The 21,152-nt window shown below is 66.5% G+C and carries 25 protein-coding genes; 10 read left to right on the forward strand and 15 right to left on the reverse strand.

Translation table 11 applies throughout. The features are described 5' to 3' along the window. The first annotated feature begins 2 nt into the window (after positions 1–2). On the forward strand, positions 3–956 hold the full coding sequence (locus FFS09_RS17070; protein WP_137920101.1) for a tripartite tricarboxylate transporter substrate binding protein: 954 nt from the start codon (positions 3–5) through the stop codon (positions 954–956). Between the two features lie 11 nt (positions 957–967). Further along, on the forward strand, positions 968–1,915 hold the full coding sequence (locus tag FFS09_RS17075; RefSeq protein ID WP_171020077.1) for an NAD(P)-dependent oxidoreductase: 948 nt from the start codon (positions 968–970) through the stop codon (positions 1,913–1,915). 52 nt (positions 1,916–1,967) lie between these two features. On the opposite strand, the gene FFS09_RS17080 is transcribed toward FFS09_RS17075, so the two are convergent. The 3 genes from FFS09_RS17080 to lexA form a co-directional block, all read right to left on the reverse strand. Then, positions 1,968–2,975, reverse strand: a complete 1,008-nt coding sequence (locus FFS09_RS17080; protein WP_137920103.1) for a D-2-hydroxyacid dehydrogenase family protein — start codon at positions 2,973–2,975, stop codon at positions 1,968–1,970. Positions 2,976–3,098: 123 nt separating this feature from the next. Next, complete coding sequence (locus tag FFS09_RS17085; protein ID WP_137920104.1) at positions 3,099–3,473, reverse strand: hypothetical protein; 375 nt, start codon at positions 3,471–3,473, stop codon at positions 3,099–3,101. Positions 3,474–3,615: 142 nt separating this feature from the next. Next, entirely contained in the window at positions 3,616–4,293 is a 678-nt protein-coding gene (gene lexA / locus FFS09_RS17090) for a transcriptional repressor LexA (protein ID WP_137920155.1), read from the reverse strand. Positions 4,294–4,434: 141 nt separating this feature from the next. Here lexA and FFS09_RS17095 point away from each other — a divergent pair, with 141 nt between their 5' ends. Genes FFS09_RS17095 through FFS09_RS17105 form a run of 3 tightly spaced genes read left to right on the forward strand, consistent with a single transcriptional unit; the run spans position 4,435 to position 6,321 of the window. Next, positions 4,435–5,403 (forward strand): asparaginase, encoded by a 969-nt coding sequence (locus tag FFS09_RS17095; protein WP_137920105.1) that lies wholly within the window; start codon positions 4,435–4,437, stop codon positions 5,401–5,403. 7 nt (positions 5,404–5,410) lie between these two features. Then, positions 5,411–5,830, forward strand: a complete 420-nt coding sequence (locus FFS09_RS17100; RefSeq protein WP_137920106.1) for a hypothetical protein — start codon at positions 5,411–5,413, stop codon at positions 5,828–5,830. A gap of 11 nt (positions 5,831–5,841) precedes the next feature. Next, on the forward strand, positions 5,842–6,321 hold the full coding sequence (locus FFS09_RS17105; RefSeq protein ID WP_171020078.1) for a DUF6152 family protein: 480 nt from the start codon (positions 5,842–5,844) through the stop codon (positions 6,319–6,321). Positions 6,322–6,379: 58 nt separating this feature from the next. On the opposite strand, the gene adk is transcribed toward FFS09_RS17105, so the two are convergent. The 6 genes from adk to FFS09_RS17135 all read right to left on the reverse strand — a co-directional run bounded on the left by adk (position 6,380) and on the right by FFS09_RS17135 (position 10,380). Continuing rightward, positions 6,380–7,036, reverse strand: coding sequence for an adenylate kinase (gene adk, locus FFS09_RS17110; protein ID WP_137920107.1), 657 nt, complete (start codon positions 7,034–7,036; stop codon positions 6,380–6,382). A gap of 141 nt (positions 7,037–7,177) precedes the next feature. Beyond that, positions 7,178–7,975: a 3-deoxy-manno-octulosonate cytidylyltransferase gene (gene kdsB, locus FFS09_RS17115; protein ID WP_137920108.1), complete on the reverse strand. Its 798-nt coding sequence runs from the start codon at positions 7,973–7,975 to the stop codon at positions 7,178–7,180. Then, positions 7,972–8,178, reverse strand: a complete 207-nt coding sequence (locus FFS09_RS17120; RefSeq protein ID WP_137920109.1) for a Trm112 family protein — start codon at positions 8,176–8,178, stop codon at positions 7,972–7,974. The genes kdsB and FFS09_RS17120 overlap by 4 nt, the downstream gene beginning before the upstream one ends. Before the next feature lie 27 nt (positions 8,179–8,205). After that, a complete protein-coding gene (gene lpxK, locus FFS09_RS17125) occupies positions 8,206–9,276 on the reverse strand; it encodes a tetraacyldisaccharide 4'-kinase (RefSeq protein ID WP_137920110.1) in 1,071 nt (356 codons plus the stop codon). A 28-nt stretch (positions 9,277–9,304) separates the two neighbouring features. Continuing rightward, on the reverse strand, positions 9,305–9,736 hold the full coding sequence (locus tag FFS09_RS17130) for an ExbD/TolR family protein (RefSeq protein ID WP_137920111.1): 432 nt from the start codon (positions 9,734–9,736) through the stop codon (positions 9,305–9,307). Next, a complete protein-coding gene (locus FFS09_RS17135; protein WP_137920112.1) occupies positions 9,733–10,380 on the reverse strand; it encodes a MotA/TolQ/ExbB proton channel family protein in 648 nt (215 codons plus the stop codon). The genes FFS09_RS17130 and FFS09_RS17135 overlap by 4 nt, the downstream gene beginning before the upstream one ends. A 372-nt stretch (positions 10,381–10,752) precedes the next feature. Here FFS09_RS17135 and xseA point away from each other — a divergent pair, with 372 nt between their 5' ends. The 3 genes from xseA (at position 10,753) to FFS09_RS17150 (ending at position 15,228) form a co-directional block, all read left to right on the forward strand. Further along, positions 10,753–12,048, forward strand: coding sequence for an exodeoxyribonuclease VII large subunit (gene xseA / locus FFS09_RS17140; protein ID WP_502703739.1), 1,296 nt, complete (start codon positions 10,753–10,755; stop codon positions 12,046–12,048). A gap of 125 nt (positions 12,049–12,173) precedes the next feature. Next, a complete protein-coding gene (locus tag FFS09_RS17145; protein ID WP_137920113.1) occupies positions 12,174–12,755 on the forward strand; it encodes a superoxide dismutase in 582 nt (193 codons plus the stop codon). Positions 12,756–12,990: 235 nt separating this feature from the next. Then, positions 12,991–15,228 carry an NADP-dependent isocitrate dehydrogenase gene (locus FFS09_RS17150; RefSeq protein WP_137920114.1) on the forward strand — a complete coding sequence of 746 codons (2,238 nt, stop codon included), beginning with the start codon at positions 12,991–12,993 and terminating at the stop codon, positions 15,226–15,228. A 52-nt stretch (positions 15,229–15,280) separates the two neighbouring features. Here FFS09_RS17150 and FFS09_RS17155 read toward each other — a convergent pair whose 3' ends face one another. Beyond that, complete coding sequence (locus FFS09_RS17155) at positions 15,281–15,742, reverse strand: DUF192 domain-containing protein (RefSeq protein ID WP_137920115.1); 462 nt, start codon at positions 15,740–15,742, stop codon at positions 15,281–15,283. A gap of 134 nt (positions 15,743–15,876) precedes the next feature. Here FFS09_RS17155 and icd point away from each other — a divergent pair, with 134 nt between their 5' ends. Beyond that, positions 15,877–17,136, forward strand: coding sequence for an NADP-dependent isocitrate dehydrogenase (icd, locus tag FFS09_RS17160; protein ID WP_137920116.1), 1,260 nt, complete (start codon positions 15,877–15,879; stop codon positions 17,134–17,136). Here icd and FFS09_RS17165 read toward each other — a convergent pair. From FFS09_RS17165 to FFS09_RS17185, 5 genes are all read right to left on the reverse strand, one after another. After that, positions 17,111–17,749: a uracil-DNA glycosylase family protein gene (locus FFS09_RS17165; RefSeq protein WP_137920117.1), complete on the reverse strand. Its 639-nt coding sequence runs from the start codon at positions 17,747–17,749 to the stop codon at positions 17,111–17,113. The two genes, icd and FFS09_RS17165, sit on opposite strands and share 26 nt — an antisense overlap. Position 17,750: 1 nt before the next feature. Further along, a complete protein-coding gene (locus FFS09_RS17170) occupies positions 17,751–18,155 on the reverse strand; it encodes a c-type cytochrome (RefSeq protein ID WP_137920118.1) in 405 nt (134 codons plus the stop codon). Further along, positions 18,152–18,724: a ferritin-like domain-containing protein gene (locus FFS09_RS17175; protein WP_137920119.1), complete on the reverse strand. Its 573-nt coding sequence runs from the start codon at positions 18,722–18,724 to the stop codon at positions 18,152–18,154. Before FFS09_RS17175 ends, FFS09_RS17170 begins: the two co-directional genes overlap by 4 nt. Before the next feature lie 70 nt (positions 18,725–18,794). Further along, a complete protein-coding gene (locus tag FFS09_RS17180; RefSeq protein ID WP_137920120.1) occupies positions 18,795–19,487 on the reverse strand; it encodes an RNA polymerase sigma factor in 693 nt (230 codons plus the stop codon). A gap of 57 nt (positions 19,488–19,544) precedes the next feature. Continuing rightward, positions 19,545–20,318 carry a metallophosphoesterase gene (locus FFS09_RS17185; protein WP_137920121.1) on the reverse strand — a complete coding sequence of 258 codons (774 nt, stop codon included), beginning with the start codon at positions 20,316–20,318 and terminating at the stop codon, positions 19,545–19,547. A 132-nt stretch (positions 20,319–20,450) separates the two neighbouring features. On the opposite strand from FFS09_RS17185, the gene FFS09_RS17190 reads away from it, so the two are divergent. Beyond that, on the forward strand, positions 20,451–21,149 hold the full coding sequence (locus tag FFS09_RS17190) for a CBS domain-containing protein (RefSeq protein WP_137920122.1): 699 nt from the start codon (positions 20,451–20,453) through the stop codon (positions 21,147–21,149). Positions 21,150–21,152: the final 3 nt, after the last annotated feature.

The following is a 21,152-nucleotide window of genomic DNA, read 5'->3' on the forward strand; positions in this document are numbered from 1 at the left end:
TCATGAAGTTCTTTCGAATCGTGATCGCAGCCCTGATCGCACTGACGGCTGTGGCAGCCAGCGCCGCGACCTTCCCCAACCAGCCCATCCGCATCCTCTGCACCGCGGCGGCGGGCTCGCCGCTGGATGCGATGGCGCGCGCGGTGGGCAAGCAGTTGGGGGAGGTATTGAAGGTGCCGGTCGTGGTGGAGAACCGCGTCGGCGGCACCGGGACGGTGGGGATGTCCCTGGCGGCCAATCTGCCGGCGGACGGCTACACGCTGGTCACGGCCACGGGGTCGACCTCGTTCTTGCTGGCAGACCCGGCGTCGACCCTCAAGGCGTCGGATTTTCTCTTTTTCCGTGGCCTGCAGGCCGAACCGTCCAGCATGGCGGTGGCGGCGAACAGCCCGTACAAAAACCTGAAGGACCTGGTGACGGCTTTGAAGGCGGACCCGAGCAAGGTCACGATCGGCGGCTTCGCCGCGGCCGGGTTCCACCAGTACGTGCTGTACCGGCTGCAGCAGAAGGCCGGCTTCGAAGCCGTCTGGGTGCCGTTCAACGGCGGCAACCAGGCCGTGCTCGCGGTGCTGGGCGGACATGTCGACGCGGTGGGCATCACGCCGAGTTCGGCGCTGGGGCAGATACAGAAAGGCGAGATGCGCCTCTTGGGCATCAGCGCGCCCACGCGCGACAAGAACTTCCCCGATGTCCCGACCTACAAGGAGCAAGGGTTTGACGTGGTCGAAGAAATCTGGCGCGGCTTGCTGGTCAAGCGTGGCACGCCGCCAGAGGTGCTGGCCACGTTGAACGCCGCGCTGGACAAGGTGGAAGCTTCGGCCGAATGGCAGAGCTTCATGAAGGCGAACATGCAGGTGCCCGTGGGCTTCACCAGCGCGCAGATGCAGCGCCACGTGGAAGCGGAAGTGGCCTCGCGGCGCGAGTTCCTGGCGCGCATTGGCAGCGCGAAAAAGTGAGCACGGCGAGCATGGACGCCACCGCGAAACCCGCGTCGCTGGTCATCGCCTTGCTGGCGCCCATGCCGCAGCGCCTGGTCCAGGACCTGGAGGGCGCGGGCCATCGGGTGGCTTTGCCGTCCGATGCGTGGTGGGCGCAAGCGACCGTGGCCATCACGCGCGGCTCGCTGCCCACGGGCGATGCCGTGCTGGCGGGCCTGCCGCAACTGGCCCTGCTGTGCTGCTGGGGCAGTGGGTACGACGGCATCGATCTGCAGGCCACGGCGCGCCGCGGCATCGCGGTCTGCCGTGCACCGGGCGGTAACTCCGCCAGCGTGGCGGACCTGGCCATGGGCTTTGTCATCGCGCTGCTGCGGGGTCTGCCGCAGGCCCAGGCGCATGTGGCGTCGGGTGCATGGCGCAACGCCGAGCAGCGCCTGCCCGCGGCCCGCGGCCTGACGGGTGCGCGCATCGGTGTCTTTGGCGTGGGCGACGTGGGCCGCCGGATTCTGGCGCGGGCACAGGCCTTCGAGATGGAACTGGGCTGCTGCAGCCGACGCGACCCCGGTTTGCCCGGTGTGCGCAGCTTTGCGCAACTGCACGACCTGGCCCGGTGGTGCGATGTGCTGGTGCTGGCGGTGCGTGCCGATGCCTCGACCCTCCACGCCGTGGATGCGCGTGTGCTGCAGGCGCTCGGCCCCGAAGGCTGTCTGGTCAATGTGGCGCGTGGCTCCATCGTGGACGAGGCGGCACTCTGCGCGGTGCTGGAACGGCGCGCGCTGGGTGGCTTCGCCAGCGATGTGTTCGAGGACGAACCCGTGGTGCCGCCGCAGATGCTGCGTTTTCCAAACGCGGTGCTGACGCCTCATGTCGGGGGCGCCACGCAGCATGCGCAACAGATGCTTGCTGACGCCCTGATGGACAACCTCCGGTCTTTCCAGGCCACCGGGCGACCCGTTCACGCGGTGCCGTTGGCATAAAAAAACGCCGGCATTCGCCGGCGCTTTTTTTTATAGAGAAGGGCGGAGCGGGTCAGCGCCGAACCTGCAGCGCCCCGGGGTTGACGATGTGGGTCGGCGTGCCTTTGATGAAATTGACGACGTTGTCGAAGGCCGCCGAAAAATACGTCTCGTAGCTGTCCTGCTCGACATAGCCGATGTGCGGCGTGCAGATGCAGTTCTCCAGGCGCAGCAGGGCATGGCCTTGCAGGATCGGTTCCGACTCGAACACGTCGATGGCGGCGAGGCCAGGGCGGCCGCGGTTCAACGCGGCGATCAAGGCGTCGGGCTGGATGAGTTCCGCGCGCGAGGTGTTGACCAGCAACGCGGTGGTTTTCATGCACGCCAGGTCTTCTTGCGTCACGCAGCCCGCGCTGGCGTCGCTCAAGCGCAGGTGCAGGCTCAGCACATCGGCGGCTTCGAACAAGGCGGTTTTGCTGGTGGCCACGTCGTAGCCATCGGCCGCCGCGCGGGCCCGGCTCTCTTCGCTGCCCCAGATGACGACCCGCATGCCGAAGGCCCGGCCATAGCCGGCCACGATCTGGCCGATGCGGCCGTAGCTCCAGATGCCCAGGGTTTTGCCCTTGAGCACCATGCCCAGCCCGAAGTTGGCGGGCATGGCCGCCGCCTTCAGGCCGGCTTGCTGCCAGGCGCCGTGTTTGAGGTTGGCGACGTACTGCGGAATGCGGCGCATCGACGTCATGATCAGCGCCCAGGTGAGCTCCGCGGTGGACACCGGCGAACCCACGCCCTCGGCCACCGCAATGCCGCGCTCGGTGCAGGCCGCCACGTCAACATGGCCGCCCACGCGGCCGGTCTGGGCGATCAGTTTGAGCCGGGGCAGTTTTTCGACGAGCTGGCGCGTGATGACGGTGCGCTCCCGGATCAGCACCAGCACATCGGCGTCGCGCAAGCGAATGGACAACTGGCCCACGCCCTTGACGGTGTTGGTGAAAACTTTGGCTGGAAAGGGCTCCAGTTTCTCGGCACAACGCAGCTTTCGCACGGCGTCCTGATAGTCATCAAGGATCACGATATTCATGGGCCGTATTGTGCCTTCCCGTGCCGGGCACCTCGGCGCTGCGCCGAAGGGGTGGTTGGCCCGCCCAGCCTGTCGGACCGTGGCGCAACGGGCGGGCTTCTGGCGCAAGCGGCGCAGGCCGCTTCAGGCCACGCGCGTGGCGCGCAGGCTTTCCTGGTCGGCGAGGCGGTCGAGTTCGGCGCACACGTCGTTGATGCGTCCCGAGATGACCAATCTGACACCACCCGCGTGGTGCACGCCGGCCGACTCGGTCTGGCGCAGCACGCGCACGCGGCACGGCGTGCTGGGAGTGGGCGACGTGGTGCTGTACCGCGTGGGCGATGTGCTGGCGAGCGTGGCACGGCCCAACCAGCCGGCGCGCGCAAAACGCTGCACGGCCCGCGTGACCAGCGGCTCGTTGGCGGCGGCTTGCGCGCTGCGGACGGACGGCGCAGGCAGCCAGCAGTCGATCAACTGCAGAGGGGCGCGCCAGGTGTTGGTGGTGAAAAGTTTTCCCATGTGAAACTCCATTGGTGGGGTTGAACACAGGCAGGATTGCAAACAAACGCGCCTCTGCAGGGATGTGTCCTCGGTGCGGGTTGCGATCAACCCGCGGGACAAAACGCCCGCCACCTGCTGAGGCGACTCTGATCGGGATCGGTCAGAGCTGGAAACTGTTGCGGATCAGGCCCACGGCGAGGCCTTCGATTTCGAAGGGTTCCCCCGGTTCGACCACGATGGTTTTGTAGTCGGGGTTTTCGGCGTGCAGTTCGATCAGGTGCTGGCGCCGCATGAAGCGCTTGACGGTGACGTCATCGCCCAGGCGGGCCACCACGATCTGGCCGTTCTTGGCTTCCTTGGTGGATTGCACGGCGAGCAGGTCGCCGTCCATGATGCCGATGTCGCGCATGGACATGCCGCGCACCTTGAGCAGGTAGTCGGGCGTGCGCTGAAACAGGCTGCGCTCGACCTGGTAGGTCTGGTCCACATGCTCTTGCGCCAGGATGGGCGAGCCGGCGGCGACGCGGCCAATGAGGGGCAATATCAGCTGGGTCAGGCTGGGGAGCGGCAGTGTAAGCTGGCGCCCGCGTGAGTCGTTGATGGATTGCAGGTCTTCGCTGCGCAGGCGGATGCCGCGCGATGTGCCGCTGACCAGCTCGATGACACCCTTGCGCGCGAGCGCCTGCAAATGCTCTTCGGCCGCGTTGGCCGACTTGAAGCCGAGCTCGCTCGCGATTTCGGCCCGGGTGGGCGGCGCGCCGGTGCGGGCGATGGCGCTCTGGATCAATTCCAGAATCTGCTGTTGCCGTGCGGTGAGCTTGGGAGCGATGTGGGGCATGTCAAGCATGGGGGACCTCGTTGAAAACGTGGGTGCCAGGGGTAAAGCGCCTTGTGGAGAAGCCGGTGCGCCGCTGGGCGGTTGAACACCTGTTTTCTTATCCAGTGGCTGTATTTTTAACCAGTTTCAAAGGATTGGCAAGTGGTGGATGCAAACCGGGCCCAGCGGCTCGTGATCCTGGGCACCGGCGGCACGATCGCCGGGCGGGCGTCCCAGGCGGGCGACAACGTGGGCTATGTGGCCGGACAGGTGTCGGTGGCCGACCTGGTGGCGGCCGTGCCGGCGCTGGCGGGCCTGCCGTTGACGGTGGAGCAGGTGGCCCAGGTCGACAGCAAGGACATGGGCTTGCCGGTGTGGCAGGCGCTGGTTCGCCAGCTGTCGGTGCACCTGAACGACCCCACTGTTCCGGCCGTGGTGGTGACGCACGGCACCGACACGCTGGAGGAGACCGCCTTCGTCTTGCAGCAGGTGCTGCAGCCGCGCAAGCCGGTGGTGCTGACCTGCGCCATGCGACCCGCCTCGGCCCTGGCGCCGGACGGCCCGCAGAACATCAGTGACGCAGTGGCCGTGGCCCGGCAAGCCACGGGCGGCGGGGTGGTGGTGGTCTGCGCGGGGCAGGTGCACAGCGCGCGCGATGTGGCCAAGGTGCACACCTACCAACTCAACGCGTTCGATTCGGGTGACGCCGGTCCGCTGGCCTGCGTGGAGGAAGGTGAGGTGCGCAGCTTTCGACCCTGGGGCACCGCACCCGACCAGACTTCTTCCGATGTCCTCACGCGGTTCATGGCCGCCGACGTGCTTCCGCGTGTCGAACTCGTCACCAGCCATGCCGATGCGGACGGCAGTGTGGTTCGCGCGCTGTTGGCGCAGGCGGCGCCATCCCGCCCGCTGCGCGGCATTGTGGTCGCGGCCACCGGCAACGGGACGGTGCATCAATCATTGACCGAGGCTTTGAACGAAGCGCGGGCGGGTGGTGTGCGCGTGGTGCTGGCCAGCCGTTGCGCGCGGGGCAGGGTGGTGCCGCATGCCGGCCTGGCGTTCGACCATTCGCAGGGCCTCTCGCCGGTCAAGGCGCGGCTGGCGCTGGCGCTCGAGTTGCTCGCCAGCTGAAGAAGCCATGTTCGCGGCCCTCGGTGCTCACCCCTGGGCCTATCCGATGCTGGAGGTGGTCCACCTGCTCGGGGTGGCGTTGCTGCTGGGCAATCTGACGATCCTGGAATTGCGGGTGTTTGGCTGGGGCACGGCCTTGCCGATCGAGCCCCTGGCCCGGCTGAGCCTGAGCGTCGTGGCGCTGGGTTTCTCGATGGCGGCGGCATCGGGTCTTCTGATGTTCGGTACCCAGGCCGGGGAACTGCTGGACAACCGCGTGTTCATAGCCAAGATGGCATTGATCATGCTGGCGGGGTGCAACGCTGGCTGGTTCCACGCCCGCCGCTCGCTGCAGCGGCAGGACCGCATGGCGCGCGTTCTGATGCTGCTGTCGACGGTGCTGTGGCTGCTGGTGCTGACCTGCGGCCGCTGGATTGGCTACGTGTGAAGGAGATGAGCATGCAACGACGTGAAGTGATCCAGGCCGGTGTGGCGCTGGGGCTGGGCGGCTGGGGCGCTGCCGCACAGGCCCACCACGGCTGGAGCAGTTTCGACCAGGACCGCCCGCTCTACCTGGAGGGCCGCGCGGCCAACGTGCGCTGGCGCAATCCGCACGTGGAACTGGTGCTGGAGGTGCCGGAGACCTTGCGCCTGCCGGCCGACCTGGCGCAACGCAGTCTGCCGGCACAGACCGCCGCCATCGACGGCCCGGCGCTGCTCGCGAAAACCGTGCTGCCCACCCGGCGCGACCGCCGTTGGGAGATCGAGCTCGCACCGTTGTTTCGCCTGGGCCAGTGGCAGATGCCTGAAATCAGGAACGGCACGCCGCTGTCGGTGGTGGGCTTCACCTTCAAGGACGAGAAGGGCGAGGCGATTCTGCGTGCCGAGTATCTGTTCCTCGACGGCAAGACCTACGGCCTGCGCTCCAGTCCGGCCTGAGGGCCGCAGCACAAAAAAACCCGGCACGCGGCCGGGTTTCGGGTCGACGCGCGATGGCTTACTTCGACAGCGCCTCGAACACGCGCGCCGTGATGTCTTCCACCGAGCCCGTGCCGCTGATGGCGCGGTATTTCGGTGCGTCGGCCGCGTTGTTGCGGGCCCAGCTGCTGTAGTAGTCCACCAGCGGGCGCGTTTGCGCGCTGTAGACCTCCAGGCGCTTCTTCACGGTTTCTTCCTTGTCGTCTTCGCGCTGGATCAGCGGCTCACCGGTCACGTCGTCCTGGCCGGCCACCTTGGGCGGGTTGAACTTGACGTGGTAGGTGCGGCCCGAGGCCGGGTGCGAGCGGCGGCCGCTCATGCGCTCGATGATGGCGTCGAACGGCACGTCGATTTCCAGCACGTAGTCCAGCTTCACGCCAGCGGCCTTCATCGCGTCGGCCTGCGGAATGGTGCGTGGGAAGCCGTCAAACAGGAAGCCGTTGGCGCAGTCGGCCTGCGCGATGCGTTCCTTGACCAGATTGATGATCAGGTCGTCACTGACCAGTCCGCCAGATTCCATCACCGATTTGGCTTGCAGACCCAAGGGGGTGCCGGCCTTCACGGCGGCGCGCAACATGTCGCCGGTGGAGATCTGCGGGATGCCGTATTTTTGGCAGATGAACGTGGCTTGCGTTCCTTTGCCGGCACCCGGCGCGCCCAACAGAATCAGTCTCATCGTCTTCCTTCGTTCATAGTTTCAATGGCGTCACCGCGTGTCTCGCGCGGGTCCCGGGCATGGCCGTCGGGATATCCAGTCGAGGATAGCATGGGCTCCCTACGCCCAAACTGACAGGCCAGGGCCTGGTGGTGGCCGATGTCAGCGTCTGGCGAGCAGCAGTTCGCGCACGCGCCGCAGATCTTCCGGGGTGTCCACGCCGGGGCCTGGGGCGTGCTCGGTCAGGTGCACCGCGATGCGTTGCCCGTGCCACAGGACGCGCAGTTGTTCCAGCGATTCCGTGTGTTCGAGCGGTGCTGGCTCCAGCGACGGGAACTGGCGCAGGAAGCCGGCGCGGTACCCGTAGATGCCGATGTGGCGCAAGGGCGCGGGTGAGGGCAGCGCCGCGCCGGGACTGCTTTCCAGCAGCGGCGCCATGCCGTCGCGCCACCAGGCGATGGGCGCGCGGCTGAAATACAGCGCGGTGCCCAGGCGGTCGAGCACCACCTTGACGACATTGGGGTTGAGAAAGTCGGCCGTGCTGGCGATGGCATGGGCGGCCGTGCTCATCACGCAGTCGCTGCGGCGTTGCAGTTCAGCGGCCACCGCGTCGATCAGCGCCGGCTCGATCAGCGGTTCATCGCCCTGCACATTGACCACCACCGCGCCGTCGGGCAGGCCGAGCTGGGTGCAGGCTTCGGCCAGGCGATCGCTGCCGGAGGCGTGGTCGGTGCGGGTGAGCAGGGCTTGCACGCCGTGGGCGGCGCAAGCCTCGACGATGCGCGCGTCGTCGGCCGCCACGACGACGCGGCTCGCGCCGCTGTGCATCGCGCGCTGCGCCACGCGCACCACCATCGGCATGCCGGCGATATCGGCCAGCGGCTTGTCGGGCAGGCGGGACGATGCCAGCCGCGCCGGGATGAGGACGGTGAAGCCTTGGGTCGCGCCTTGGACGCTCATGCCAGCGGTGCAGGCGCGGAAGGTCGGGCCGCTTCTTCGTCGCTCAGCGTGCGGGCTTCGTGTTCGAGCAGGATCGGGATGCCGTCCCGCACCGGGTAAGCCAGGCGCGCGCTGCGCGAGAGCAGTTCCTGCTTCTCGCGATCGAAGATCAGGGGGCCTTTGGTGACGGGGCAGACCAGCAGTTCAAGCAGTTTGGTGTCCATCGCGCGATGATAGTCGCGGTGGGCGCGTCAACGCCGGGTCTGGAGCGCCGCCAGATGGGCGTCGACCGCGGCGAAGAACGCGGGGTCGGGCTGGAGTTCCAGCGGCACGGCCCAGGCCTGCCGAGGCCCGTCGGGCGGCATCAGGGGAAAGAGCTTGACCGCGTCCTTTTCCGTGCAGACCAGGACATGGCCCGCACCGCGCAACACCTCGGCATACGCGGTCGGGTCCGCGTGGTCCGGCAGCGGGACTTCCTGCACCGGCGCGAGGCCGCGGTCGCGCAACATGTCGAAGAAGACGCGCGGCCGCGCAATGCCGGCAACGGCCGTCACGGGCTCCCCTTGCAGTTGTGCCAGCGGCATGCGCTGGCCTTGTGGCCCGATGGCGTCGGCGGCCAGGCGCCTCACGGCGTTGAAGGCCGGCATGTCCACCGCGTCGACGGTCGAGCCGGTCCCACCCTCGCGGGTTTGCCGCAGGACCATGTCGGGCCGAAACGGGGCGCCCGGGCGTGGCGGCCAGGGTTCGCGCAACAGCCCCGCGGGCAGCGTCCAGCCATTGCCCACGCCACGGTCGTCGAAGACCACGATGGCGAGGTCTCGGCCCAGGGCAAGGTGCTGCAAGCCGTCGTCACAGACCAGCACGTTCACATGCGGGTGCGCCGCGAGCAGCGCACGCGCCGCGTCTGCCCGGCGCGAGGCCACGCACACCGGGACCCCGGTGCGTCGGTGCATCAACAGGGGTTCGTCGCCCACCTCGGTGGCCGACGATGCGGCTTGGACCGCGGCCACGCCGACACTCTGGCGGCCGTGGCCGCGCGACACCACACCGGGTCGCCAGCCTTGCGCGCTCAGGTGGTTCACCAGGGCGATGGTGCAGGGCGTTTTGCCCGCGCCGCCCACCACCACGTTGCCCACGACGATGACGGGCACGTCCAGGCGATGCACCTGCAACACGCCCATGGCATAAAGACGTCGGCGGATGCCCATCAGGCCGCGGTACACCAGGGAAACGGGCCAGAGCAGGCCGCTGAGCAGCCCGCGGTGCTGTGCGGCCTGCAGCCAGCCGGCCTGTCGCCGCGTGGCCCCGGCACCCTGATTCATGCCTGGCTCCGGGGGCGGAGTGCCCGCGTCAGGATTTGCCTCGGGCGCGGCCCGACTGCTGCGTGGCAAACGTGATCTGGATCAGGCCGGCGCGGCGCGCGGCGTCCATCACGTTGATGACCGACTGGTGGGTGGCGGCCGCGTCGGCACTGATGATGACGACGGTTTCGCGGTTGTCCTGCGAGGCCATCGAGAGCACCCGGGTCAAGACCTCGACGCTCGCGCCCTCGACCACCTGGCGGTTGATGGAGTAGCGGCCATCGCTGCCCACCGCCACCACGATTTCGCTCGGGTTCTGCTTGGGCGCCTGGGCATCGGCCGTGGGCAGGTTCACCTTGAGCTCGGTGAACTTGCTGTAGGTGGTGGTGAGCATCAGGAAGATCAGCACCACCAGCAGGATGTCGATGAACGGGATCAGGTTGATCTCGGGCTCATCGCGCTCGCCACGCCGGAAGTTCATAGCGTGGGCTTCCGCAGGGCCAGCAGGTGCCGCGCGAAGCGCTCGGAGGCGAGCTCCATGCCGAGCAGGTAGCTGTCCACCCGTGCGCGGAAGTAGCGCCAGAAGATCAACGCCGGAATGGCAATGACCAGCCCGAACGCGGTGTTGTACAGCGCGATGGAAATGCCGTGAGCGAGCTGGGCCGGATTGCCCATGCCGGGCACCACGCCCGCGCCCTCGACGGCTTGTGAGCCGAAGATCTCGATCATGCCGATGACCGTGCCGAACAGGCCGAGCAGGGGAGCGGCCGAGGCGATGGTGGCCAGTGCGCCCAGGTATTTCTGCAGCTTCGCGGCGGCCTCGCGGCCCGCGCCTTCCAGGCTGGCGCGCAGATCGTCCTCGCTCGCGCGCGGGTTGATGTTGTAGGTGCGAAAGCCGGTGGCGAGCACCGTGCCCAGCACCGAGTTCTGTTCCAGCTGCTTGACCACGTCCGGACCGGGAATGCCGTTGCGCGACACCATGATGGCTTCGTCGAGCAACTTGGGCGGGGCGATCTTGCGCGTCTTGAGGCTGACAAAACGCTCGATGACCAGCGCCATGCCCAGCACGGAACAGATGATCAGGGGCCAGATCGGCCAACCGGCCGCTTGTATGATGGAAAACAAATCAGGGCTCCAGACGATTGCAGGCGATTGCCACCGGTTTCAGTGACCTTGAATGGTCGACGGATTATGTCTCAGCCCACCACCGCCCCTCTGCAAATCACGGCCGCTCGGCCATTGCTTTGCGGTCCCGCGCTCGGGCCGCCTTCAGTCCCCGCTGATGCACAGATTCTGTGGATAACTTTGTGAAAAACCCCCTTTCATTTTCGCCAAACGCAAGGCCACGCTGGGCTGGCGACGCATCGATGACAAAACAGGCAGTGCAAAACGCTTTGGAATCAACGCCCTTGGCGTCATGGCGCGCGGTTGTTACGCTTTCGATCGGCAACGCCAGCGTTGGTGCGGGCTGTGGACACATTTGCGCTGGAGAAGCCCTTGTCTGAGCCATTTTTCGGCGCCGATGCGCCATCGGCGCGGCGCGTATGGGCAGTTGGGCCGCTGATGCGAGCCGTGGCGGACACACTCTCCGCCCGGTTCAATCCAGTGGCCGTGCGCGGCGAACTTTCCGGCTTCTCGCGCGCGGCCAGCGGGCATTGCTACTTCTCGCTCAAGGACGACACCGGCCAGGTCCGCTGCGCCCTGTTTCGCCGCTCGGCCGAGCAGCTCACGTTCGCCCCGCGCGATGGCCAATTGGTGGAGGCGCGCGGCAAGCTCGACGTGTATGGCCCGCGCGGCGATCTGCAACTCATCGTCGAGACGCTGCAGCCCGCGGGGCAGGGCGCCTTGTTCGAACAGTTCCTCAAGCTCAAGGCCCAGCTCGAAGCCGAGGGCCTGTTCGATGCCGCGCGCAAGCGGCCGCTACCGGCGCAGCCACGCAGCATCGGTGTGGTGACCTCGCTGGGCGCGGCGGCCTTGCGCGACGTGGTCACCGCGCTCAGGCGCCGCGTGCCGCACATTCCGGTGGTCATTTACCCGGCCTCGGTGCAGGGCACCCAGGCGCCAGCCGAACTCTGCGCTGCCTTGCAGGGCGCCTACCGACGCCACGCCGACACCGGCGAAAGCGAGGTCTTGCTGCTGGTGCGCGGGGGTGGTTCGCTGGAAGACCTGTGGTCGTTCAACGACCCGACCCTGGTGCGCACCGTGGCGCAGGCGCCCATGCCGGTGGTCAGCGGTGTCGGGCACGAGACCGACTTCACCCTGGTCGACTTCGTCGCCGACCTGCGCGCTCCCACGCCCACCGCCGCCGCCGAGTTGTGCGCGCCCGCGCGCGAGCAGCGGCTCGGCGAACTGGCGTACCTGCGCGAGCGCATGGACGACGGCGTTCGCAGCGCCCTGGACCAGCGCGGCCAACGGCTGGACCGCCTGGCCCAGCGCATGGGGCGTCCCTCGGGTCGTCTGCACGACAGCCTGCAGCAACTCTCTGGTCTGCAGCACCGTCTGCAGAGCGGGTTGTTGCTGGCGGCGCACCAGCACCGCAACCGCTTGCAGGTATTGGCCAACGCCTTGCCGCCGTCCCTGCAACGCTCGATGGACGTGCAGCGACAGCGCCTGCAACGCGCGCAGGCCGCGCTGGGTCTGCTGGACCCGCAACTCGTGCTGGAGCGCGGCTACGCGTTCCTGACCGACGAGCACGGTCAGGCCGTCACCAGCACCGCACAGACCCGGCCCGGTCAGGCCCTGCAAGCCACGCTGGCCGATGGCCGCATCGGCCTTCACGTGGACCGTGGCTGAGCCCAAGTAACCCTGCTCGCCGTGCCCTCAATGACCGTGCCTACAATGCACGGTCCAACGGCCTGGCGGCGTTGCAGCCCCTGGCCGAGTGCGCACTTTCACAACACCAACGCAAGAGGAACCCCATGGAACATACCCTCCCGAAACTGCCCTACGACCTGGACGCCCTGGCGCCGCATTACAGCCGCGAAACGCTGGAGTTTCACCACGGCAAGCACCACAACGCGTATGTGGTCAACCTCAACAACCTGCAAAAGGGCACCGAGTTTGAAAACATGGACCTCGAGTCCATCATCAAGAAGTCCAGCGGCGGCATCTACAACAACTCCGCCCAGATCTGGAACCACACCTTCTTCTGGAACTGCATGAAGCCCAACGGTGGTGGCGAGCCTTCCGGCGCGCTGGCCGCGGCCATCACCGCCAAGTTCGGCAGCTACGCCGCCTTCAAGGAAGCCTTCGTCAAGTCCGCCGTGGGCAACTTCGGCTCGGGCTGGACCTGGCTGGTGAAGAAGGCCGACGGCTCGGTCGACATCGTCAACATGGGCGCTGCCGGCACCCCGCTGACCACCGCCGACAAGGCCCTGCTGACCGTGGACGTGTGGGAACACGCCTACTACATCGACTACCGCAACCTGCGTCCCAAGTTCGTCGAGACCTTCCTCGACAAGCTGGTCAACTGGTCCTTCGCTGAAGCCAATTTCGCTTGAGCGTTCGTGGCTGAACAAAGGGCTCGAAGGGTGACCTTCGAGCCCTTTTTGCTTATTGCCCGCCGATTGCCCGCGATTTTTTTTGATTCCTTTTTGCATCGTGAGACTGGGCTTGCAAAAACGGGGGCTTGGTGAAAGCGCTGAAAGCAAAATCACGGGTTGGTCCGATGATCCGGTCCCTGAGCGACGCGTGCCGCGCAGAACGCGGCCACCCTAACCAAATCTGGAGATAGAAATGAGCAGCCAGCAACCCACCATCATCTACACCCTGACGGACGAAGCACCGCTGCTGGCCACCAGTGCGTTCCTGCCGATCATTCGCACGTTTGCCGCGCCGGTCGGCATCAATGTCGCCACGCGCGACATCTCGGTGGCCGGGCGCGTGCTGGCCGCCTTCCCCGAACACCTGAGCGAAGAACAGCGCGTCTCCGACGACCTGGCCGAACTGGGCAAGCTCACGCTCAAGGCCGAAGCCAACATCATCAAGCTGCCCAACATCAGCGCGTCGGTGGCGCAGCTGAAGGCGGTGATCAAGGAACTGCAGGACAAGGGCTACAAGATTCCGGACTACCCGGAAAGCCCGAAGACCGACGAAGAAAAAGACATCCGCACGCGCTACAACAAGTGCACGGGCAGCGCCGTGAATCCGGTGCTGCGCGAAGGCAACTCCGACCGCCGCGCCCCGCGCGCCGTCAAGGAATACGCGCGCAAGAACCCGCACAGCATGGGCGACTGGAGCCAGGCCTCGCGCTCGCACGTCTCGCACATGCACCACGGCGACTTCTACCACGGTGAGAAGTCGATGACGCTGGACAAGGCGCGCGACGTGAAGATGGAGCTCATCACCAAGAGCGGCAAGACCATCGTGCTCAAGTCCAAGGTCTCGCTGCTCGACCGCGAAGTCGTCGACTCGATGTTCATGAGCAAGAAGGCCCTGCTGGCCTTCTACGAGAAGGAAATCGAAGACGCGCGCAAGACCGGCGTGATGTTCTCGCTGCACGTGAAGGCCACGATGATGAAGGTGTCGCACCCCATCGTGTTCGGCCACTGCGTGCGCATCTTCTACAAGGAAGCCTTCGAAAAACACGGCAAGCTGTTCGACGAACTGGGCGTCAACGTCAACAACGGCATGGTCGATCTCTACAACAAGATCGCCACGCTGCCGCAAAGCAAGCAGGACGAGATCAAGCGCGACCTGCACGCCTGCCACGAGCACCGCCCCGAGCTGGCCATGGTCGACTCGGCCAAGGGCATCACCAACTTCCACTCGCCCAACGACGTGATCGTGGACGCGTCCATGCCCGCCATGATCCGCAACAGCGGCAAGATGTGGGGCGCTGACGGCCGCCTGAAGGACGTGAAGGCCGTGATGCCCGAATCGACCTTCGCCCGCATCTACCAGGAGATCATCAACTTCTGCAAGTGGCATGGCGCGTTCGACCCCAAGACCATGGGCACCGTGCCCAACGTGGGTCTGATGGCCCAGCAGGCCGAGGAATACGGCTCGCACGACAAGACCTTCGAGGTGCCCGAAGACGGCGTGGCCAACATCACCGACCTGAACACCGGCGAGGTGCTGATGAGCCAGGACGTGGAAGCCGGTGACATCTGGCGCATGTGCCAGGTCAAGGATGCCGCGATCCGCGACTGGGTCAAGCTGGCCGTCACGCGCGCGCGCAACTCGGGCATGCCCGTGGTGTTCTGGCTGGACTCGTACCGCCCGCACGAAGCGCAGCTGATCACCAAGGTCAAGATGTACCTGCACGAGCACAACACGGCGGGCCTGGACATCCAGATCATGAGCCAGGTGCGCGCCATGCGCTACACCCTGGAGCGCGTGATCCGCGGCCAGGACACCATCAGCGCCACCGGCAACATCCTGCGCGACTACCTGACCGACCTGTTCCCGATCATGGAACTGGGCACCTCGGCCAAGATGCTGTCCATCGTGCCGCTGATGGCCGGTGGCGGCATGTACGAAACCGGTGCCGGTGGTTCCGCGCCCAAGCACGTGCAGCAGCTGGTGGAAGAAAACCACCTGCGCTGGGATTCGCTGGGTGAGTTCCTGGCCCTGGCCGTGTCGTTCGAAGACCTCGGCATCAAGACCGGCAACGAGAAAGCCAAGATCCTGGCCAGGACGCTGGATGCGGCCACGGGCCAGCTGCTGGACAACAACAAGAACCCCTCGCCCAAGACCGGCCAGCTCGACAACCGTGGCAGCCAGTTCTACCTGGCGCTGTACTGGGCACAAGCCTTGGCCGCGCAGACCGACGACGCGGCGCTGGCCGCCAAGTTCGCGCCGCTGGCCAAGCAACTGGCCGACAACGAGAAGACCATCGTGGACGAGTTGAACAAGGTCCAGGGCAAGGCGGTCGACATCGGCGGCTACTACAAGCCCGACTTCAGCAAGCTCGAGACGATCATGCGCCCGAGCAAGACCTTCAACGCCGCGCTGGCGTCGCTCCAGGCCTGAGGGTTTTAAAGAAGCCCGAGAGCGAAAGGGCCGCCGGCAACGGCGGCCTTTTTTACTTGGTGAACGGTGAGCCGCCGAGTTTTGTTCCCGCCTTGATGCCGCGCTGGGCGAACCAGCCCTTGTGCATCTCCAGCACATAGCGCACCGGCTTGGCCGAGCAGTGCGAGTCCAGGCTTTGCGGCTGCATGTCGGCCAGGTTCACGATGGTGCCGTCGTCCGCGATGAAGGCGGCGGTCAACGGCAGCAAGGTGTTTTTCATCCAGAAGCACTGGCCCGAAGGCTGCTCGAAGACGAACAGCATGCCTTCGTTGGTGCCCATCTCCCGACGGAACATGAGCCCGATTTCGCGCTGCTGCGGCGTGGACGCCACCTGCGCGTCGATCAGGCGCATGCCGGCCGACAAGGAGACGCGGGGCAACTGCAGTTGTGGCTGAGGCTGCGGCTGCGCTTGAGACCAGGCCGGCCCGCTGAAAACGAAGAACAGGCAGCACAGGCGGATAAACAGGCGTTTCATGCGTCGATGGGGGTGGTGGTCGCGTCAGGCCCGGATTGTCCGCGAACAGGCGGCGGCGCGGGCGGGGTGTGCAGGTGTTGAGTCTAGAATTCCGCGGCTTGTTCCCGCATCCGATTTCCAGGAGCCATTCCCGCATGTACCAGCACATCCAGGTGCCGACCCAAGGTCAGAAAATCACCGTCAACGCCGACCGATCGCTCAACGTGCCCGATGAGCCGATCGTGCCGTACATCGAAGGCGATGGCACCGGCCTGGACATCACGCCGGTGATGATCAAGGTGGTCGACGCGGCGGTGCTCAGGGCCTACGCGGGTCGCAAGAAGATCCACTGGATGGAGGTATATGCCGGCCAGAAGGCCACCCAGGTGTATGGCCCCGACATGTGGTTGCCGGACGAAACGGTCGCCGCGCTGCGCGAGCATGTGGTGTCCATCAAGGGCCCGCTGACCACGCCGGTGGGCAGCGGCATCCGGTCGCTCAACGTGGCCTTGCGCCAGGCGCTGGACCTCTACGTCTGCCTGCGCCCGGTGCAATACCTGCAGGGCGTGCCCTCGCCGCTGAAGGAACCCGAGAAGACCCATATGGTGGTCTTCCGCGAGAACTCCGAAGACATCTATGCCGGCATCGAGTTCGAGGCAGGCTCGCCCCAGGCGCAACGGCTGATCCGCCTGCTGCAGGACGAGATGGGCGTGACCACGATCCGTTTTCCCGACACGTCGGGCATCGGCATCAAGACGGTGTCGATGGAAGGCACCGAGCGCCTGATGCGCAAGGCGATCCAGTACGCGATCGACCACGACAAGCCCAGCGTGACCATCGTGCACAAGGGCAACATCATGCGGCACACCGAAGGCGCTTTTCGCGACTGGGCCTACGCGCTGGCGAAGAAGGAATTCGGTGCCGTGGCGCTCGACGGCGGCCCCTGGTGCCAGCTGCGCAACCCGAAGACCGGCCGGGACATCCTCGTCAAGGACTGTTTTGCCGACGACTTCCTGCAGCAGATCCTGTTGCGCCCGCTGGAGTTTTCGGTGGTGGCCACGCTGAACCTCAACGGCGACTACATCGCCGACGCGCTGGCCGCGCAGGTGGGGGGCATCGGCATCGCGCCCGGTGCCAACCTGTCGGACACGCTGGCCTGCTTCGAGCCCACGCACGGCCCCGTGCCCAAACTCGCCGGCAGGGACTACGCCAACCCGTGCGCGGAAATCCTGGCCGCCGAGATGATGCTGCGCCACCTGGGCTGGAAGGAAGCCGCCGACGTGATCATCGACGCGCTCAAGCGCGCCATCACCAGCAAGCAGGTCACGCACGACTTTGCCCGGCTGATGGCGGGCGCCACCCAGGTGAGCTGCTCCGGTTTCGGCCAGGTCATGGTCGAGATGATGGACGAGTGAGGTTCGATGCGGTGAGCGCGGCAATGCGCTCCCGCAGGGAAGGCAGCACCTCGTCTTCAAACCACGGGTTGCGGCGCAGCCACCCGTTGTTGCGCGGACTGGGGTGGGGCAGAGGAAGCAGCGCGGGCCCATGGTCGCGCCAGCCGCGCACCGTTTGCGTCAGCGTTTCGCGGGCGTTCGGTTGCAGGTGCCAGGCTTGCGCGTACTGCCCGATCGCCAAGGTCAATTGAAGCCGGGGCAAGTGCGCCAGCAGCCGGGCACGCCACGCGGCCGCGCACTCGGGCCGTGGCGGCAGATCGCCCGACCGACCCGTCCCCGGGTAACAGAAACCCATCGGCAGGATGGCGATGCGTTCCGGGTCGTAGAACACATCGGCGTCGACGCCCATCCATGCGCGAAGGCGGTCGCCACTGGCATCGTCAAAAGGCACGCCGCTGCGATGCACCTTGCGCCCTGGCGCCTGGCCGGCAATGAGGATGCGGGCTCGCGACCCGGCTTGCAGCACGGGTCTGGGTCCATGCGGAAGCTGCGCCGCGCAGATCGTGCAGTGGCGCACGTCCTTCAACAAGTGCTCGAGTTCGTCTTCAGAGGATGGTGTGGTGGTGGATGGCATGTCACCGCGTGGCGGCCTTTGGCGGTCTGCATTCAGGCGTTGTGTTCGCTTGCCGCAGATAGGCGATGAGGTCCGCACGGTCCTTCGGGTCGGGCACGCCATCGTAGGTCATCGAGCTGCCGGGCACAGTCTTCAGCGGTTGTGCCAGAAACAGGTTCAGGGTTTTTTCGTCCCAGGTGATGCGCGAGTTCTTCATCGCCTGGGAGTAGTTGAACCCCGGCACGCTGCCCGCTGGCCGCCCCAGCAACCCGCAGTGACGCGGGCCCACGCGGTCGTAGGCGAGCGCGTGACACGCCATGCAGCGTGCGTACACCTTCGCGCCGTGCAGCGCATCGGGCGCGGCCTGCGCCACCCCGATGCCGGCCGCCGCGAACGCGCAGGCCAGCCAGGCACGGCACGCCGTCATGCCATGAAAGCCGATGGCACAGGTGCCTGGCCCAGGGCCTGGCGCAGGACGGCCCAGTGCATGGCCTCGTCGCCCAGGATGCTGGCCGCGGCCTTGGCCAGATCGCGGTTGCCGAACAAGGGCACGGCGCCCAGATAGGCACTCACCGCGCCTTGCTCCAGCTTGGCGGCGAACTGCAGCACGTCCGCCTGCGATTTCAGTTGGTCGACCGGAAAGTTGTAGTTGGCTTTGGCCAGCGCTGGCTTGCCGCCGAGTTTCACCACCGTCTTGGCCAACAGGTCCGCGTGCTCCTTGTGGTGGCCTTGAAAGGTCACCGCGAGGTCCAGCACGGGCTTCTCCAGCAACTTGCTTTCCGCTCCGAGCTGGTAGGCCGCGATGGCCTCAAGCTCGGCGCCGAGTGCGGTGTTGAGGATTTGAATGTCCTGCGGCGCGCCACTGCCGGCTTTCGCCGCGAGCGCATCCTTGCCCGCGAGCAATGCGACCGCCGCGCCCGAGAGCACGAGGCCGGACTGGCCGAGAAAGAGGCGGCGCGCAGCGGCGGGGTGGGGCATCAGAAGAAACGACGACATGGTGATCTCCAAAGGTGTTGTGACGTCCATTGGACGGAGCACCTGTTCGCCACGTTCCCGTTTTGTGCCCTCAGCGCGGTTGGCGCGCCAGCACGTTGGCCACGATGCGGTCGCAGCGCTCGCCGTCGAAGGCGAACGCATCGGCGGTGGCCATATCGATGTCGCGCGACAAGCCTTCGCGCAGCAGGCTGCGGGCGCGAAAGAAACGCGTGCGCACCGTGGCTTCCGGAATGTCCAGCGCCAGCGCCACTTCCTCCACCGTCAATTCCTCGACGGCGCGCAACATGAAGACGGTGCGAAAGGCATCGGGGAGGATGTCGATACGTCCCTCCATCAGCCGGCGGATTTCCGCGCGCATGGCGGCCCGCTCGGGTTGTTGGTCCACATCGTCGTGCAAGCACTGCTGGATGTCAGGCTCGGTCGAGTTCATGGCAGCGTCCAGTGGAATGACGGCCGCTTCGCGCCGGCGCAAACGCCCGATGGCCTCGTTGACGACGATGCGCACGAGCCAGGTGGACAGCTTGGCCTCGGCGCGAAAGCCGGCCAGCGAGCGCCAGGCGCGCAGGTACGCCTCCTGCAGCGCGTCCTCGGCCTCGGCGTCGCTCTTGACGATGCTGCGCGCGGTGCGAAACAGCAGCCGGTTGTGCCGCCGCATGATGGTTTCGAAGGCGACGTCGTCGCCTTGCGCGGCGAGCGACGCGAGTTCCGCGTCGCCGAGTTGTTGCGCGATGAGCCCGTTGGGCGGGCGTTGTGGGTTCAGCATGGGGACCTCCGCACATTGGACGGGGTGGCATGCCGCGGCGTTCCCGCGTGGGCGCCGTCAGGGCGGGGCGGGCACATCGATGACCAGGTCCGGCTGGAACAGCGCGTTCTCGTTCACGCCGTGGCGGGCGTACCCGCGCGGGTTGCAGACCACGCGCGTGCCCTTGACCTGGTAGTCGAAGCTGTCGTGCGTGTGCCCGTGCATCCACAGCTGCACGCGGCTGCCGTCCAGGAGGTGTTCCGCGTCGGACACGAAGCAGGTGTTGAGCAGCGAGTCGGCGAATCGGGGGTGGATGCTCCGGGGCGAGGGCGCATGGTGGGTGATCACGACGGTGGGGCCATCGTGCGGTGTTGCCAGCGTGTCGGCGAGCCATTGCGCATCGCGCTTGAAGAGTTCCATCGAGTCCTGTGGCGTGAACAGCGCATCGCCTGCCTGGTGGCGGCGTATGCGGGAGAAGTCGCGCATCATGCGCAGCGCGTCGGTCATGGCCGCCGTGCGCTGGTCTGCGTCACCGAAGAGTTCGAAATCCGTCCACAGCGTGGCGCCGAGAAATCGAACGCCGCCGATGACGACGCTGCGGCGGTCCAGCAACTGGATGTGGGTGCCCTCGCACAGGCGCTGGAATGCCTGCGCGGTGCCGTCGATGCTGCCGCCATAGAACTCGTGGTTGCCGAGCACGCAAAGCACGGGCATGGGGAAGCCCTGCGCCCAGGCCACGGCCTCTTGCGGCCGTGCGATGTCGCCCGCGAGCACCACCACGTCGGCGTCGGTACTCGGTGGGACCATGTCGCTGAAGCCCAGGTGCAGGTCCGAGACGATGTGCAGCTTCATAGGACGCCAATATCCGCCATCGCACGCCCAATAACTGCAAATGTTTTGCGTTTATCTGGCAATAAATATCGTTTTACTTGTTGCAAATCGGTGCGCAAGATCGGTGAAAACCCTCGTTGAAAGGAGTTCGCCATGAAAGCCAAAGACGTGATGTCGTCACCCGCGATCACCGTCCTGCCCGACACGCCGTTGCAGGAGGTGGTCGACATCTTGTTGAAGAACCGCATCAGTGGCGTGCTGGTGGTGGACGGGGCGCGCGTCGTCGGTGTGCTGGGGGGTGGCGACCTGGTGCACCGGCACGAAATCGGCACCCAGGCGATGGACAAGAAAACCTGGTGGAACCGGCTGCTGGGCGCAGAGCCCGGGCCGGATGTCTACGTGAAGACGCACGGCGCGCGCGTGCGCGATGTGATGAACCCTGAAGTGGTGGCGGTGCACGAAGACACGCCACTGTCGGAGATCGCCCGGATCTTCGAGAAGCGGCACATCCGGCGTGTGCCGGTGCTGCGCGGGGCGCAACTGGTCGGGCTGGTCACGCGGGCCGATCTGGTGCGCGCGCTGGCCGCGAGCACGTGCGCGGCGAACGGGTCGCCGGTGAAGACCGATGACGACGCCATCCGCACGCGCTTGGTGGCCGAGCTCCGGCAGCAAGCCTGGTGGTCCGACCACGTGTCGAGCATCTTCGTGCAGAACGGGGTGGTGATCTATGTCGGCATGGCGCATTCACAGTCGGACATCCGCGCGGCCCGCGTTGCCGCCGAGAACATTCCCGGTGTGCTGGCGGTGGAGGACCGCCGCCTGATCGAGGAAGAGTGGGCGCCGATGATGTGAGCG

Origin of the sequence: Hydrogenophaga sp. 2FB (assembly GCF_005503365.1) — a bacterium.
GTDB lineage: Bacteria > Pseudomonadota > Gammaproteobacteria > Burkholderiales > Burkholderiaceae_C > Hydrogenophaga.